The organism is Flavobacterium sp. HJSW_4, from assembly GCF_042436695.1.
Taxonomy (GTDB): Bacteria; Bacteroidota; Bacteroidia; order Flavobacteriales; family Flavobacteriaceae; genus Flavobacterium.
Map to the genome: position 1 here is coordinate 19,532 of NZ_JBHNPP010000035.1, position 18,057 is coordinate 37,588.

9 protein-coding genes and 1 pseudogene are annotated in these 18,057 nt (G+C 35.6%); all 10 read left to right on the plus strand.

Translation table 11 applies throughout. The annotated features are described in order from the left end of the window. The first annotated feature begins 87 nt into the window (after positions 1-87). Positions 88-3,423: a SusC/RagA family TonB-linked outer membrane protein gene (locus ACE01P_RS21500; protein WP_379701099.1), complete on the plus strand. Its 3,336-nt coding sequence runs from the start codon at positions 88-90 to the stop codon at positions 3,421-3,423. 20 nt (positions 3,424-3,443) lie between these two features. Next, positions 3,444-5,441, plus strand: coding sequence for a RagB/SusD family nutrient uptake outer membrane protein (locus ACE01P_RS21505; protein WP_379701100.1), 1,998 nt, complete (start codon positions 3,444-3,446; stop codon positions 5,439-5,441). Between the two features lie 104 nt (positions 5,442-5,545). Further along, positions 5,546-7,258, plus strand: coding sequence for a polysaccharide lyase (locus tag ACE01P_RS21510; RefSeq protein ID WP_379701101.1), 1,713 nt, complete (start codon positions 5,546-5,548; stop codon positions 7,256-7,258). A gap of 68 nt (positions 7,259-7,326) precedes the next feature. Continuing rightward, complete coding sequence (locus tag ACE01P_RS21515; protein ID WP_379701102.1) at positions 7,327-8,016, plus strand: DUF3826 domain-containing protein; 690 nt, start codon at positions 7,327-7,329, stop codon at positions 8,014-8,016. Positions 8,017-8,062: 46 nt separating this feature from the next. Further along, positions 8,063-9,769, plus strand: coding sequence for a polysaccharide lyase (locus ACE01P_RS21520; RefSeq protein WP_379701103.1), 1,707 nt, complete (start codon positions 8,063-8,065; stop codon positions 9,767-9,769). 247 nt (positions 9,770-10,016) lie between these two features. Beyond that, entirely contained in the window at positions 10,017-13,166 is a 3,150-nt protein-coding gene (locus tag ACE01P_RS21525) for a DUF6298 domain-containing protein (RefSeq protein ID WP_379701104.1), read from the plus strand. A 264-nt stretch (positions 13,167-13,430) separates the two neighbouring features. Beyond that, positions 13,431-14,834, plus strand: coding sequence for a glycoside hydrolase family 140 protein (locus ACE01P_RS21530; protein WP_379701105.1), 1,404 nt, complete (start codon positions 13,431-13,433; stop codon positions 14,832-14,834). 230 nt (positions 14,835-15,064) lie between these two features. Further along, entirely contained in the window at positions 15,065-16,636 is a 1,572-nt protein-coding gene (locus tag ACE01P_RS21535; RefSeq protein WP_379701106.1) for a glycoside hydrolase family 28 protein, read from the plus strand. A gap of 64 nt (positions 16,637-16,700) precedes the next feature. Further along, entirely contained in the window at positions 16,701-17,618 is a 918-nt protein-coding gene (locus tag ACE01P_RS21540) for a glycoside hydrolase family 43 protein (protein WP_379701107.1), read from the plus strand. A gap of 217 nt (positions 17,619-17,835) precedes the next feature. Beyond that, positions 17,836-18,057 (plus strand): annotated as a pseudogene (locus tag ACE01P_RS21545) (six-hairpin glycosidase); the annotation flags it as partial.

An 18,057-nucleotide genomic window follows, 5' to 3' on the forward strand; every position in this document is an offset into this window, starting at 1 on the left:
TTAAGATTCCATTAAGAAATTTTGTTAAAGACGAGATACATTAAACATGACTAACTAACATTTAATAACCTAACCAAAAAAACATTTATGAAACAAGCACTTATAAAAAGATGTAGTTTTCTTTTGTTTACACTGATCAGTGTTCTGAGTTATGCTCAAAACTCAAGTAATCAAGTTACTGTAACAGGAGCTGTTACTGATAATACGTCAGGTCTTCTTCCTGGGGTAAACGTAACTGAGAAATCTACAAAGAATACAGTTACAACAGATTTTAATGGTAAGTATCAAATTAAAGTAAAACCAGGCGCTACTTTGGTGTTTTCATTTATCGGAATGAAAAAATTAGAGCTTCCTATTAACGGACGTACAATAGTAGATGCTAAATTATCTGAAGATTCAAATGTGTTGGATGACATTGTAGTAGTGGCATACGGTACACAGAAAAAGAATAATGTTACTGGAGCTATTGCGACTTTAAAGCCAGACGATTTTCAGGATTTGCCTGTATCAAATTTATCTGAAGCTTTAAGAGGTTTGACTCCAGGTGTGAGTGTTACAGGAGGTTCTACACGTCCTGGTGATGCAGCATCTTTACAAATTCGTCAAACTTTTGGATTTTCAAAAGATGGTAACTCAAATATTCCATTAGTAGTTATTGATGATATGGTGCAGATTGATCCTCAAAACGGAAAACCTACATTAGATACTTTCAATCAATTAGATCCTTCAGAAATTGAAAGCATGACAGTTTTAAAAGACGGTTCTGCAGCAATTTATGGATCAAGAGCTTCACAAGGAGCAATTATCGTAAAGACTAAAAGAGGAAAATCTGGAAAAACAAAATTTACTTACTATAGCCAATATGCAATGAATGATGCAGTAGGACATAGTAAAACAATGGATGCTTACGAGCATGGAATTTGGAAAAATAGATTTTTGAATTCTAATTTAGAAGCTGATAAATCGAAATATTTTTCTGCTGCAGAACTTGAGCAAATGAAAGCTTTGGATTATGATTGGCTTAAAAAAGCATGGAAACCTGCAGTTCAGCAAAGACAGTCAATCTCTGCAAGTGGAGGAACTGAAAAAGCGACTTATTTTGCAGGTGTTACTTACTTTGATCAAGGAGCTAACTTAGGTGAGCAAGATTATAAAAAATGGAACTTCAGAACTGGAACAAATATCAAAATCTCTAAAGATTTAGAATTTTCTGCTTCGGTTTCGGCTATTACAACAGATGTAAATAAATCTTTTACTAAAGCTTCTGCAAACTTAAATGATAGCAGTTTTGGTGCAGCAGCAGGAGGAGAGCAAGCAGATTATGCTTATTTAGTACACATGCCTAAATATATTCCGTGGGATACTACAGTAAATGGTAAAACATATTGGATGTCTCCATTTCCTCGTACAGATCGTAACTTAGGAAGTGCAAATGCTAATACGACTATTGCAGGATGGAATTATTTTGCAGGTTTGGATGCTGGAAAACAAATAGAAGAGCAGTTTTCGTATAATGTGAATTTGTCTTTAGAATATAAATTGCCATTTATAAAAGGTTTAAGCGTAAAAGGAAGTTTTGCAAGAAACCAAGCTAGTAATTACACAGAGCAATACCAATTGCCTTACGATTTAGCTAGAATAACAAATCATCATTTAGCAGATAATCACTTAGAAAACCCTAATTCGATTTACGCTATTGAAACAAATAACCGTGGTGCTAGAGTTTATTATACTACAGACATGGATAAATTGGTTCAAGCTAACTTCTTTGCAACATATGCTAGAACTTTTGGAAATCACAATGTATCAGCAATGTTTGGTTATGAGCAATCTGAAGCATGGAATAAAAGAGTTCGTTTGGCTTACGAAGGAACTTCAAAAGATTATTTAGGAAATAGTACAACTGCTGGGCCAATTAGTACGAACTCATTAGCTGAAAAAGTAGAGTCAGGAACGCAGTCTTATTTAGGTCGTGTAAACTATAACTTTAAAGATAAGTATCTTGTTGAGTTTATTTTTAGAAGTGATGCTTCTACCAAATTTGCTCCGCAAAATTACTGGGGATTCTTCCCAGGTGCACAGTTAGGTTGGGTAGTGTCTAGAGAAGATTGGTTTACAGAAAATGTTTCTTGGATCAATAATTTGAAATTACGTTACTCAATTGGTAAAACTGGTAAAGATAATATTGATTACTGGAGATGGTTACAATATTATGAGCCTGTACCAGACAAAGGAGTTCAATTTGGTGGAAATGGAGGTATTTTAGGCGGTGGAATTACGCCACGTCCGACTCCAAATGAAAATGTACATTGGGATACTACTATCAAAAACAACTTTGGTATTGATATATCTTTCCTAAAAAACAGATTAGCAGTTTCAGCTGATTTCTACTACGATAAATCTACAGATATGTTGATTGGATTGGCTGGTGAAGCTGGTACTCCAATTACAGTAGGAGGTGGTTTTGCAGAGGTGAACTATGCAGCAGTTGATGCTTGGGGTTCTGAGTTTAGTGTAAACTGGAATGATAAAATAAAAGATAATTTTAGCTATAATGTTGGAGTGAACTTCGGATTTTCAAATAATGAAGTTAAAAAATACCCTGATCTTGCAAGAACAGATGCAAATACTAATATTACAGAAGTTGGTTCTTCTACGTATTTTCCAACTTATGGATTCAAAACTTGGAAGGGAACTTCAACAGGAGACGGTATCTTAAGAACAGACCAAGATGTAACGAATTATTGGAATTATTTGACTGAAAGAGCTACGGCTGTAGGAGGTGTTCCAACTTATATGGGTATCAATAACGTAACTTCTATGCGTAAAGGTATGTTGGCTTACGAAGATACAGGAGGAGTTTATAATGCTTCAGAAGGTACTCAAGCAGGTGCTGATGGTAGAATTATGAAAAACGAAGATTATGTTAAGTTGGCAAACAATAGTAGAGTTTATGGTTTTACAACTAACTTAGGATTCAAATATAAAACGGTTTATTTCAAAACGCAGATTCAAACTTCTTGGGGAGGTTATAGAGCTATCGATTTAGTAAAACAAGGTACTGCATCTGCTCACAACGACTGGGCTCACGAATCTTTCTGGACAGATATGTATGATGCTACTGATAATCCTAACGGTAAATATCCTAATATGGGACAACAGGAGTATGTCTTTCTTCCATCTGATTTCTGGCAATTGGATACATTTAGATGTGTAGTTAGAAATTTGACTGTAGGATTTGAACTTCCAAGAGAAGCAATGAAACAATTAAATATTCAAAAAGCGACATTAGGAGTAACTGGTAATAACCTTTGGGACTTGTATAATCCTTATCCAGATCATTATAGAAATATGTATGATGATTCGGCTGCTAGATATCCAACTCTTAGAACTTGGTCAATTAATTTGAATGTATCATTCTAATATTTAATTAAAAAACAATTATGAAAGCAAAATTTTGTAGATATATAGCAATGATACTTTTAATGGTATTAGGAGTTTCATGCAGTGATGACTTTTTGGAAGAAAAAACACAATATAAGTATTATGATGCAGAGTTCTTTAAAAGCGAAGAACGTGTGAATTGGTATGTAAATAATTTATACTATGATTTCTTTGATGCCTATAAAACACCAACTGCAATGCTTGTTGGATCTTTTACAACAACGCAGACTTCTTATACAGAAGAAATAGGAGGTATTTCTGCTATGATTAATCCAAATATTACTTTGGAAAATGCAGCGGACGGATCAGGGTATTTCGGAAAAACATTGGTTGAAAACCCTAGCAACGATCCTTATAACAGAATTAGAGATATTAATGTTATGTTGGAAAGAATTGACGTAGATGGAGCTACTTTGAACCAAACATTTCGTGATCAAATCAAAGGACAAATGTATTATTTACGTGCGATCCAATATTTTGATTTAATGCGTACTTATGGAGGTGTTCCAATCGTAACAGTTGTTCAAACTCCTGCTAAAGATGATCCATCAATAAAAATACCAAGAGCTACAGTAACTGAAGTAGTGAATCAAATTATTGCCGATCTTGACTTAGCGGCAGGTTTATTGCCTTCTAAATGGCCAGCAAGTGATTATGGCCGTTATACTAAAGGTGCAGCGCTAGCTCAAAAATCACGTGTATTATTGACGTATGCGAGTCCGTTATTTAACAAAAATTGGGATTCAGCAACAGATCGTTGGGATGCGGCTTTAGCAGCTGGATTAGCAGCAGAAACAGAATTAACTTCGCAAGGACATGGTTTATTCGGAACTACAGCAAAAGATTGGGAAAGAATGTTTTATATTAATGATAATGCATTTATCTCAGAAGCGATTACAGTTAAATTGTTAGCAAGCAGCACTACAGTTGCTCCTTCTTTACAATCTAATAGTTCTTGGGAAAGATCAATGCGTTTGGCAAGCCAAGGAGGACAAGGAAGCGGTGGAGTTAAAGCTCCAAAAGGTATGATTGATTTATTTCCTATGGCTAATGGAAAACGACCAACTGCAGCTAATAGTTATGATCCATTCTTATTCTTTAAAGATCGTGACCCGCGTTTTTACAGAACATTTGGTTTCTCAGGTAGTTACTGGCCTTATAACAATAGTTTGCCTTCAACTGCAGCACCTACTGTGTGGGCATACCGTTGGTCAACAAACGCAACTACAGGTGTAGCTTTCAGTATGGGTAATGATGTGTCTAGCCCAGCTTTTATTCGTAAAATGTCAAGTCCAACAGTAAGTAATTCTTCAAACTTTCAAGTTTCTGGAACAGATATTATAGATTATCGTTTTGCTGAGTTATTGTTGAATATTGCAGAATGTTATGCTGCTAAAGGAGATATTGGTAACACAATTAATTATTTAGGAAGAATTCGTAAACGTGTAGGAATTCCTGCAACTGACAATTACGGAATCGGAACATTAGGAGATAAATATGCAGCTCTTGAAGCTTGTTTATACGAGCGTAGAGTAGAGTTAGCTTATGAAGGAAAACGTTTTTGGGATGTTCAAAGATGGATGCTTTACAGTGACGAAGCTTCTCTTAATGATCAGACAAATGCTAAACTTGGAATTCCTCAATTAAACGGCACGCAACGTATTGGAAATTATTTACACTACAAAAACGGAACTAGTGCAGCTGGTACAGATCCTTTGGCATCTGCTCGTGCTTCTATTTCTGTTGATCCAGATGCAGCAAACTTCCAAGCTCAAATTACGGCTTTAGCAACTTTCTATACTAATAACTTTGAATTACGTTCTCCTCCAACACCAATGGATGCTGTTGGAAATGTAGCTACTCCTATTTTATGGAGACCAAATTATTATGTAAACGGACTTAATCAAAGTGCTTTGGTTAACAATCCTTGGTTGACACAAACTGTTGGATGGAAAGATGGTAATGGTGCAGCTGGAACGTACATTTATCAAGAATAGATTTTAATATAAGAAACAGATTAATATACAAAGCTTTTCACCTGTATTTGTCAAAAAAATACAGGTGATTTGTTTAAAAAGAATTACCAAAAGTTAAAATTAACATGAAAAATTCCGCATTATTTATCGCATCATCTCTGCTTTTTTTAGGAAGTGCAAAATGTTTTGCTCAGTATCCTAAAATAAGTCCGGAAGTTCAGGCACAAGAAAAAGCAATTAAAGAAGAAGCTCAAAGACTTTCTGATGAAGCTTGGACAAAAGCTTTAGTTGTTATTGAAGAAGAAGCAAAACATGGAAAACCATACATTCCGTGGGCATCAAGACCAACAGATTTACCTCAGGCTGAAATTCCAGCTTTCCCAGGTGCTGAAGGTGGAGGAATGTACACTTTTGGAGGACGTGGTGGAAAAGTTTACACAGTAACAAGTTTAGAAGACCGTGGTCCAGGAACTTTACGTGAAGCTTGCGAACAAGGTGGAGCGAGAATAGTGGTATTTAATGTTGCCGGAATTATTAGATTGAAAAGTCCTTTAATTATTCGTGCACCTTACATTACAATTGCAGGGCAAACTGCTCCTGGAGATGGAATTTGTATCGCTGGAGAATCTACTTGGATTGATACGCATGATGTAATTATCAGACACGTACGTTTCCGTCGTGGAGAAACTTTTGTTGGTCGCCGTGATGATGCTATCGGAGGAAATCCTGTTGGAAATATCATGATCGATCACGTATCTGCAACTTGGGGATTAGACGAGAATATGTCAATTTATAGACACATGTACAACCCAGGTCCTGGATATCCAGACATTAAAGTTGGAACCGTAAACATTACAATCCAAAACAGTTTATTCGGAGAAGCTTTAGATACTTACAACCACGCTTTCGGAAGTACTTTAGGTGGAGAAAACTGTTCTTTTATGAGAAATATGTGGGCAAACAATGCAGGAAGAAACCCTTCTATCGGTTGGAACGGAATCTTCAACTTTGTAAACAACGTAGTTTTCAACTGGTATAATAGATCTACAGATGGTGGAGATTATACGGCTAATTACAACATCATCAATAACTTCTATAAACCAGGTCCTGTAACCGATTTAACTCAGCCAATTAGCTATAGAATCTTAAAACCAGAATCTGGAAGAAGCAAATTGCCTTATATGGTTTTTGGTAGAGCTTTCGTAAACGGAAACGTAGTTAACGGAAACGAAAAAGTGACTAAAGATAACTGGGACGGTGGTATTCAAATCGAAAACAAAAAAGGGGAGTTGATGCCTTACGAAGAAGCAAAAGACTATTTCGCAAAAATGAAATCAGACAAACCTTTCCCAATGCCTTGGTTCAATAAATTCATGACTGCTGAAGAATCTTATGAATTTGTACTTAAAAACGTTGGAGCAACATTGCCAATTAGAGATAAAGTTGACGAAAGAATCGTAAGAACTGTAAAAACAGGAGTTCCAGAATATGCTAAAGGATTAGAGAAAAAAGAATTTTATCAATTCGAACACAGACGTCTTCCGATGGATTCTTATAAAAAAGGAATTATCACAGATATTTCTCAAGTTGGAGGATATCCAGAATACAAAGGAAAACCTTATGTAGATACAGACAAAGACGGTATGCCAGATGCTTGGGAGAAAAAATATGGTTTAAATCCGAATGATCCATCTGATGCTCAAGGAGATTTAAACGGAGACGGTTACTCAAATATTGAAGATTACATCAACGGTGTGAATCCTGCAATAAAAGTAAACTGGAAAGATTTGGCTAATAACAAAGAAACTTTAGTTAGACCTTTATTAGATTTAAAATAGGAACAATTTTTGAAAACATTCTTGCTTTGAATCAACAAGAATGTTTTCAAATACTTAAAAATAAAATCATGATACTAAATAAAATAAACGCAGGCTTATTATCGTTGGTTTTCGCATTTTCAACTTTAAATGCACAACAACATTTAGATCCTGAATATATCAAAGTTACAAACGAAAGAGCCGCTAAAATTGTTATAAAATTAGATTTGAAAAACGAAGCAAAAGAAAAAGCAGTTTCAAATATAATAGCACAACAATTCAGAGATTTAACGGAAATCCAAGACGGAAGAGACGCTGAAATCAAAAAAGTAAAAGAAGATACTTCTTTAGCTAAAGAAAAACAAAACGAGAAAATTGATAAACTGAAAGCAAAAGCAGATGAGTCAATTGCAAAATTGCATAAATCTTACCTTAAAAAATTAGGTAAAGAATTATCAGAAGACAAAATTACTGAAGTTAAAGACGGAATGACGTATGGCGTGCTTCCAATTACGGTTGCAGGTTACAACGATATGCTTCCAAACTTAACGGCAGAACAAAAAGAATACATTTATAATGCTTTAGTAGAAGCGAGAGAACATGCAATGGATGGTGGTTCTTCTAAAGAAAAACACGGCTGGTTTGGTAAATACAAAGGAAGAATTAATAACTATTTATCAAAACAAGGTTACGATCTGAACAAAGAAAGTAAAGATTGGCACGAACGTGTTGAACAAAGAGAGAAAAACAAAGTAAAAGATTCTACTTCAAAAGAATAATCTCTTAAAACTTACACTACAACTATTAACTACACGACCACAATTCATGCAAAATATTTTTCCAAACCGTACTTTAAAGAGAACATTGATGGCATTTTCATTTTGTTCTCTAGTTTCATCGGCTTACGCCCAATATCCTGTAATTCCAAAAGATGTTCAAGCAAAAGCAGACGCTATTTTAGCTAACGAAGAAACAAGATTGAGCGAAATCTGGAATGCTAATCTTCACATTATTAAAGAAGAAGCAAAACAAGGAAAGCCATATTTGCCTTGGGCTTCTTATCCAAAAGATTTCGTTTTTGCAGATATTCCTGCATTTCCAGGTGCAGAAGGCGGTGGAGCATACACACAAGGCGGTCGTGGCGGAAAAATATTTGTGGTTACGAGTTTAGAAGATAGCGGAAAAGGAACTTTTCGTGAAGCCTGCGAAGCTGTTGGAGCGAGAACAATCGTTTTTAATGTTTCGGGAATTATTCGCTTAAAAAAGAGAATCAGCATGCGTGCGCCTTACGTAACAATTGCTGGACAAACAGCTCCCGGAGACGGAATTTGTATTGCTGGAGAAACTCTAGAAATTGACACACACGACGTTATTATCAGACACATGCGTTTCAGACGTGGTGCAACTGAAGTTACGAGAAGAGATGATGCTCTTGGAGGAAATCCGATGGGAAATATCATTGTAGATCACTGCTCTGTAAGCTGGGGATTAGACGAGAATATTTCTTTATACAGACATCAATTTGCAGCTAATGCAAAATCGAAATTGGAGAAATTGCCAGCTTGTAATATTACCATTCAAAACACCATTTCATCAGAAGGTTTAGATACTTATAATCACGCATTTGGAAGTACAATTGGCGGATTAAATAGTACTTTTATGCGTAACTTATGGGCCGACAACATTTCTAGAAATGCTTCTATCGGAATGTATGGCGACTTTAATTTTGTGAATAACGTAGTATTTAATTGGTGGAATCGTACCTTAGATGGCGGTGATTATCGTTCGATGTTGAACATCATCAATAATTATTTTAAACCAGGTCCAATAACACCAGCAGGCGAACCAATTTCTCATAGAATTGTAAAACCAGAATCTGGATATATTGAACCAAAACAATATGGAAGAGCTTATGTTTCAGGGAATTTCATTGTAGGTTCTCCTGAAGTTACAGCAGATAACTGGAATGGTGGAGTGCAATTGGAAAATCTTCCAGAAGCAGAAACAAAAGAATTTTTAGCAGCAATCAAACAGCCAAAACCTTTCTCAATGCCTCAATTCAAAATTATGGGTGCAGAAGAAGCTTATGAATATGTTTTGACGAATGTTGGAGCTACAATTCCGAAAAGAGATGCAGTTGACGAAAGAATTTTGAAACAAGTTCGCACAGGAAAAATCGAAGTTAAAGACGGTTTAGAAAACAATATTGGAAAAGATTTCATTAAAAGAAGATTGCCTGCGGATTCTTATAAAAAAGGAATTATAACGCATCCAGATCAAGTTGGCGGTTATCCAACTTACAAAGGAAAAGCCTATAAAGATTCTGATAATGACGGAATTCCAGATGCTTGGGAGAAGAAATATGGTTTAAATCCAAACGATGCTTCTGATGCCAATAAAGATTCAAACGGAGACGGTTATACTAACATCGAAAAGTATTTCAACGGAATCGATCCAACGAGTAAAACAGATTGGACAAAAATCGAAAATAACACAGATACGTTAGCTAAATTGAAGTCATTATTACAATAGTGATTTAGTTATATAAAAATATTTTCAATGCAAACCTGACAGGTTTTAAAAACCTGTCAGGTTTAATAACACAAAGTATATCCATATAATTCATTCCGAGGAACGAGACCCAAGCGATAGCGAATAGGCGAAGCAAATCACACTCGAAATGACAAGATTGAGGAAATTTAGAATGTAAATGAGAAACCTAGATTATATGAGCTTATATTGCTTATATGGTTTAATTTAAACTCTAAAAAATAATAAGGTGAATTTTACCCAGTTAAAAAATATTACTTCTTTCAAAAACACATTATTCGTAATGTGTTTTGCTCTGTCATTTAATGCAGACATCACAGCCCAAAACACTTTCCCAGACATTGTAAAAACCAAAGAAGGAAAACTTTCTTTTACAGCAGACAATCAAGGAAACCAGATTCCTGACTTTTCTTTCGCAGGATACAGAAATTCTGAAGTAGCAATTCCGAATCTGGAAAATAAGATTTTTGTTTCCAAACAAGAAGAAGATGCAACGCAGAAAATTCAAAATGCAATCGATTATGTAAGTGCTTTAAAACCTGATAAATCAGGTTTTCGTGGAGCTGTTCTTTTAGATAAAGGAATTTTCAAAGTAAGCGGAACATTATACATCAGAAAAAGTGGTGTTGTTTTAAGAGGTAGCGGAAACAGCGAAAACGGAACTGTACTTTTAGGAACAGGTTTAGAAAGAGAAGCTTTAATTCGAATTTTAGGTGTAAACGATAAAGTGTATAAAGATTCTTTCGAATTCAATAACGCTTATACACCGCTTGGAACTCAGAAAATCCAATTAAAAAATGCTTCAAAATTAAAAGTTTCAGACGAAATTGAAATCAGCAAACCTTTGACAGACAATTTCATTAAAGAAGTAAATATGCAGGATTTCGGCGGAGAAACTTCTTGGATTGGATGGAAAAAAGGCGCTTGGGATATGACTTGGAATAGAGTCGTAACCAAAATCAACGGAAATGAAGTTGTATTGAATGCCCCAATTACAATGTCTTTAGATGATGTTTTCGGCGTTTCAAAAGTTACGGTTTATTCATGGCCAGGAAGAGTTGAAAATGCAGGAGTTGAAAACATCTTGATTAAATCAACTTTTAATGCTTCAAATGCAAAAGATGAAGAGCACAGATGGCAGGCAATTAGTATTGAAAACATTAGAAATGCTTGGGTAAAACAAGTTAATTTCAAGCATTTTGCAGGTGGAGCTGTTACGATTTTAAAAACAAGTCAACAAGTTACAGTTGAAGATTGTATTGCGACAGAACCTGTTTCTGAAATCGCTTCATTCAGAAGACATACATTTTATACAGAAGGCCAACAAACGCTTTTCCAACGTTGTTATTCAGAATTTGGATATCATGATTTCGCTGTCGGAGGATTTGGAACAACAGGTCCAAATGCATTTGTTCAATGTGAATCGCATCTTCCATTTAATAACAGCGGAGCGATCGGAAGCTGGGCAACAGGAGTTTTATTCGACATCGCTAATATCGACGGACAAGCATTAAGCTACAATAATAGAGAACAAGACGGAAGAGGAGCAGGATGGACAGCAGCAAATTCTGTAATCTGGGAATCTTCAGCTTCAAAAGTAGAATGTTATAGTCCGCCAACCGCTCAAAACTGGGCATTTGGAGTTTGGGGACAATTTGGAGGAAACGGACATTGGAAAGACGTAAACGGACATATTAGCCCGAGAAGTTTGTTCTACACGCAATTAGAAAACAGATTAGGAAAACTTCCAACGCCTGCTTTTATTTATGATTTAGGATCAGAACCCTCTTCAAGTCCGACAATCGAAGTGGCGCAAGAATTGACTAAAGCTTCAGTTACAACCAAACAAAGTTTACAAGAATGGATTGCTGAAGTTTCAAAACAAAACCCAATTAATATCAATAATTCTGGTTTAAAAAATGCAAACGATTTAAAGAATGTTGCTTCAAATAAAGCCGAGAATAAGTCAAAAGTAATCACAGAAAATGGCTGGTTAACTTTTAACGGAAAAGTTATTGCTGGAAAACAAATGAATGTTGCTTGGTGGAGAGGTGATCTTACAGATGATTTCGTAAACAAATCATTACCTCACGTAACTCGTTTTGTGCCAGGAAGAACAGGAAATGGATTAACAGACAGAGTTCAGGAAACAGTTGATTATTTAACTTCAAATAATATTATCGCTTTAGAACACAATTACGGTTTGTGGTACGACCGCAGAATGGACGATCACGAACGCGTACGCAGAATTGATGATGATACTTGGCCTCCGTTCTACGAACAGCCTTTCGCGAGAAGCGGAAAAGATTTTGCTTGGGATCATTTGAGCAAATACGATTTAACGAAATTCAACGATTGGTACTGGAGTCGTTTAGCGCAGTTTGCAACGCTTGCAGAACCAAATGGACAAATGTTAATCAATCAGCAATATTTTCAGCACAATATTTTAGAAGCGGGAGCGCACTGGGCAAGTTCACCTTGGCGTTCAGCAAATAACATTAATAATTCAGGATTTCCTGAGCCACCGCCTTACGCAGGAGACAAACGTATTTTTATGGCGGAACAGTTTTATGATATTACGAATGCCGAAAGAAGAAAATTACATCAAGGTTTCATTAGAAAATCTTTTGAAAATTTTCAAGATAATAGCAACGTAATTCAGTTAACAAGTGCCGAATATACTGGTCCGCTTCACTTTATGGAATTCTGGTTAGATGAAGCTCAAAAATGGAAAGACGAAACTGGTAAAAAAGGCTTAATTGGTTTAAGTGCAACCAAAGACGTTCAGGATGCGATTTTGAATGATGCGAAAAGAGTCAAAACTGTTGATGTAATCGACATTCGTTATTGGTATTACAAAGAAGACGGTTCGGCTTATGCTCCGCAAGGAGGCGTTAATTTGGCACCAAGACAGCATGCCAGAAAACTAAAAACAGGAAAAGAAACGGACAATCAAGTGTATCGTGCCGTTAGAGAATACAGAGAAAAATATCCTGAAAAGGTGATTTTATATTCAACAGATGGATCTTCTCGTTTCGGATGGCCAGCTTTGATGGCGGGAGCTTCAATGCCAAATATTCCAAAAATCGAATTACCTCAGTTTTATTCCGCTTTAAGCGAAATGAAATTAGTGGACGGAAATACATTCTCAGACAATCTTTGGAAATTAGAAAACAAAGGAAAAAGCTATCTTTTCTATCTGAAAAACGATCAAGACATCACGATTGATTTATCAAACGAAAAAGGAACATTTGAAGTATTCGCAATCAATGCTTCAACAGGAAATACAACCAAAAAAGCAAACATCAGTGGAGGAAAACAAGTAACCATTCCACAAGCCGAAATAAAAGAAAAAGTGCTTTTTGTAGTAAGAAAATAAAAGTAAGGTTTGCCACGAATTCACGAATTATTTTTTAAATAAATCTGCTTAATTTGTCAAATCTGCGAGAGTAAAAAAATTTCACGCAGATTTAAAAAGATTAAAGCAGATTGAACAGATTTTTAAAATTTAATCTGCATAAATCTGCCAAAATCAGCAGAATCTGCGTGAAATAAATTAAGACAAAGCAAAGAAAAATTCGAGAAATTAGTGTAATTCGTGGCTATTAACCACCAAAAAACATAAATTCAAAAACAACCCAAAATGAATCTGAAAATAAAATCTTTATACGCTCTTAGTATAAGCTTTATGTTTACAGCACAAAGCGGATTTTCGCAATCTGCTAAAACAAAAGCATCACTGCCTGAAATCAAAGTGTCTAAAAATCAGCATTATTTTGTTACTGAAAACGAAAAACCATTTTTCTGGTTGGGCGACACAGGTTGGCTGGCATTCGGAAAATTGGATAGACCAGGAATTGAGAAATACTTTAAAGACAGAAAAGACAAAGGATTCAATGTTGTTCAGGTGATGGTTTTGCATAACATCAATGCTGTTAACGTTTATGGCGATGCAGCTTTAATAAACGAAGACGTTTCAAAACCGTTGATTACGGCTGGAAATGATTTCAAAGATCCAAAACAATACGATTACTGGGATCACGTAGATTATACTTTAGACGTAGCTCAGAAAAACGGAATTTACCTTGCAATGGTTCCAGTTTGGGGAACGAATGTTTCAAAAGGAAATAAAGTAAGCAAAGAACAAGCAACAGAATACGCTCAGTTCTTGGCTAGTAGATATAAAAGCAGAACCAACGTAATTTGGTTAAACGGTGGAGACACACACGGAAACGAATTCCAAGATATCTGGAACGCCATCGGAAATACTTTAAAAACCAATAATCCAAATCAGTTAGTGACTTTTCACCCATTTGGAAGAACTGATTCTTCAGAGAACTTCCACAACGAAAAATGGTTGGATTTCAATATGTTCCAATCAGGACATAGAAGATACGATCAGGATTCTATAAAAACGAATTTCAAAGAAGACAATTACAAATTTGTTTTAAGAGATTTCGAATTAAAACCAACAAAACCTACACTTGACGGAGAACCTTCTTACGAAGCAATTCCACACGGTTTGCACGATACTTTACAGCCAAAATGGACAGCAAGCGATGTACGTCGTTACGGATATTGGTCAGTTTTATCGGGTGGAGCAGGTTACACATACGGACACAACGCTGTAATGCAAATGTTTAGAAAAGGCGACAAACCTGCTTACGGAAATAAAGAATTATGGACGTCAGCGATCAATGCGCCTGGAGCGAAACAAATGGTTTACATCAAGAAATTAATGGAAGAATTTCCATTTTTAGAAGGAACTTCAGATGTTTCTTTAGTCGTTAATCAAGGAGAAAAATACGATTATATTCCAGCCATAAAAGGAGAAAAATATGCTTTATTTTACACATACAATGGAAGAATTATAGAAGTAAAGCTAGGAAAAATTGCTGGTGATAAATTCGAAGCAACTTGGTACAATCCAAGAAATGGTAAGAAAACCAAAATCGGAATTTTTGATAACAAAGGAACTCAAAATTTTCAGCCAGAAGGCAAAAAAGAAGATGGCAATGACTGGGTTTTGATTTTGAAGTCAAAGTAAAATAAAAGTCTAGTATTGTCTTCCTGAGCGAAGTCGAAGGACCGCAAAGATTGGACACAATGCGTGATAATGCATGCGGCCTTCGACTTCGCTCAGGGTGACAAAAAATGAGAGTAATATTTCACGCAGATTTTGCTGATTTTAGCAGATCTGCGCAGATTAAATAAAAAAATCTGTTTAATCTGCTTTAATCTTTTTAAATCTGCGTGAAACCAAAAAACAACACAACCATGAAAATCAAAAACATACTATTCATACTCTGCTTCATCACCAGTTTAACAGCATTCGCAAACGACGGCTGGTACAACATCTTAAACGAAGGTGGAAACAACAAAGGCCAAAAATGCACCGATGCCATTCAGAAAACAATTGAAAAAGCATCTAAAAACGGCGGAGGAACGATCTTTTTCCCAGCAGGAGAATACTTAACCGGAGCTTTAACACTAAGAAGCAACATCACCATTCACCTAGATTCTGGAGCGCTTTTGAAGTTCTCGGAAAACTTCGATGATTTTCTGCCTTATGTGGAAATGCGTTACGAAGGAATCGTAATGAAAAGTTTCCAACCACTATTTTACGCAAAAGATGTAGAAAACATCACCATCAAAGGAAGAGGCGTAATCGACGGACAAGGAAAAGCGTGGTGGAATGAAGTTTACAGAATCGAAACTGCAAAAGAACCTTTGCCTCCAACAAAATACCAGACGATGTGGGAAGAGCAAAACAAAGGTCTTTATACCGAGCCATATTACAAAAGAACAGTTGATAAGAAATTTTTCAGACCTTCTTTTTTTCAGGCTTACAACTGCAAAAACATTATGATTGAAGGCGTTACCTTCCAAAATTCGCCTTTCTGGACGATAAACCCAGAATTCTGTGATAATGTAACGGTTACAGGAATTTCAATTTTTAATCCGCATTCGCCAAATACGGATGGAATTAACCCTTCTTCTTGTACCAATGTTCACATTTCAAACTGCCATATTAGTGTTGGAGATGATTGTATTACTATCAAATCAGGAAGAGACGGCGATGGACGTAAATACGGAAAAGCGACAGAAAATGTAACTATTACAAACTGTACGATGTTAAGCGGTCATGGTGGTGTTGTTATCGGAAGTGAAATGTCTGGCGGAATCAAAAAAATTACGATTTCAAACTGTGTTTTTGATGGAACAGACAGAGGAATTCGTATCAAATCGGCTCGCGGAAGAGGCGGTGTTGTAGAAGATATTCGCGTAGATAATATCGTAATGAAAAACATCAAAGAAGAAGCTTTTGTATTAAGCCTTTTTTACGATAAAGGAACTCAAGTCGAGCCTGTAACAGAGAAAACGCCGATTTTCAGAAATATTCACATGAGCAACATTACAGCGTCAAACGTGAATAAAGCAGGACAAATTTTAGGAATTACAGAAATGCCAATTCAAAACATCACTTTTTCAAACATTAACATCGACGGAAAAGAAGGTTTTACAGTAAACACGGCTACAGATGTTGAATTTCACGATGTAAAAGTAAACGCAACAGTGGGTTCTTCATTCAAAATTTCAGATTCAAAAAATGTTATTTTAGACAACGTTGGATCTTCAACACCGATAAAAGGCATTCCAGTTATCAAATTAGATAATGTTTCTAATATGTTGATTAATAATAATTTTCCATTTAATCCAACCGATATTTTTATTGAAGCAGATGGAAAAGAAACGAAAAATATTTTCTTGAAAAACAATGTTTTAAACAACGTAACAACGAAAATTAAAAAAGGCGCTTCTTTAGATAAAAAAGCGATTACAGAATAACAAAATTGTCGAGTCAACTTTGTCAAAGTTAGAAACTTTGACAAAGTTTTAAACGGAACATAATATGAAAAAAATATTTATCCTATTAACCTTTTCGCTTTTTGCGATATCTTACGCGCAGAAAAAGAAAGAACTATATCTTTTCACATCGTTTAGAGAACCAGCAACAGAGGGTTTGTATTTGGCGTACAGCGAAGACGGTTACAACTGGAAAGGATTGCAAGATTCATTCTTAAAACCAGAAATCGGAGCTAGTAAGATTATGCGCGATCCATCAATTACAAAAGGAGCTGACGGAACGTACCACATGGTTTGGACAACCGACTGGAAAGGCGGAAATGGTTTTGGTTACGCAAGTTCAAAAGATTTGATTCATTGGTCAGAACAACAATATATTCCAGTAATGAAAAACGAGCCTGAAGTAATAAACGTTTGGGCACCAGAGATTTTTTATGATGATGTAAAAAAGGATTACATTATTATTTGGGCATCAACAATTCCGTTCCGATTTCCAAAAGGGGTGGAAGAAGAGAAAAACAACCACAGAATGTATTATGTAACGACTAAAGATTTTAAAACTTTTTCGGATACAAAATTATATTACGATCCAGGTTTCAGTGTAATTGACTGTGTGATTGTAAAAAAAGGAAAGAAAGATTATGTTTTGGTTTTAAAAGACAACACAAGACCAATGCGAAATATAAAAGTAGCTTTTGGAAAATCGCCTTTAGGTCCGTTTGAGAAAAGTTCAGAACCTTTAACGGAATATTTATCAGAAGGTCCGACAGTGGTAAAAGTTGGTAAAAACTGGTTGTTGTATTATGACAATTACGGTTCAAAAAATTATAAAGCTTTAAGCACTTCAGATTTTGTACATTTTGAAGATGTTTCATCTAAAATAAGTCTTCCGGAAGGACACAAACACGGAACGATTACAACAATTTCAAGCGAAGTTTTAAAAGGATTAATTGATAAAAAATAGTATTTCACGCAGATTTAAATTGATTAAAGCAGATTAAGTAGATTTTTAATTAATCTGCGTAAAATAATACTCTCGCAGATCTGGCAGATTTAGCAGATTAATATTTAAGATGATAAAAATAAAATCTGCGCAATCTGCAAAATCTGCGAGAGGAATAAAAAATCAGCGAGAATCAGCTTTAATCTGTAAAATCTGCGTGAAACAAAAAAATAAAAGAATGATTACTTTCCAAAACATAAAAACCAACATCATCACAACTGTCACAATTCTTTTGGTTAGCACGGCTGTAAATGCCCAAAAGGACACCGTGCGTTATGTTGGTAAAACACTTTCAAACATCGATTACCATCACGGAATGTTAAGTCCTGCAGTTGGAGTTCACGCCACACAAATCATGCGTGCAAGTCGTGAACATCCCGAAAAAGCAGATGGTTTTGGA

Coding starts and splice junctions, on each gene's coding strand:
- ACE01P_RS21500 (WP_379701099.1), top strand. CDS start 88: ATGAAACAAGCACTTATAAAAAGATGTAGTTTTCTTTTGTTTACACTG.
- ACE01P_RS21505 (WP_379701100.1), top strand. CDS start 3,444: ATGAAAGCAAAATTTTGTAGATATATAGCAATGATACTTTTAATGGTA.
- ACE01P_RS21510 (WP_379701101.1), top strand. CDS start 5,546: ATGAAAAATTCCGCATTATTTATCGCATCATCTCTGCTTTTTTTAGGA.
- ACE01P_RS21515 (WP_379701102.1), top strand. CDS start 7,327: ATGATACTAAATAAAATAAACGCAGGCTTATTATCGTTGGTTTTCGCA.
- ACE01P_RS21520 (WP_379701103.1), top strand. CDS start 8,063: ATGCAAAATATTTTTCCAAACCGTACTTTAAAGAGAACATTGATGGCA.
- ACE01P_RS21530 (WP_379701105.1), top strand. CDS start 13,431: ATGAATCTGAAAATAAAATCTTTATACGCTCTTAGTATAAGCTTTATG.
- ACE01P_RS21535 (WP_379701106.1), top strand. CDS start 15,065: ATGAAAATCAAAAACATACTATTCATACTCTGCTTCATCACCAGTTTA.
- ACE01P_RS21540 (WP_379701107.1), top strand. CDS start 16,701: ATGAAAAAAATATTTATCCTATTAACCTTTTCGCTTTTTGCGATATCT.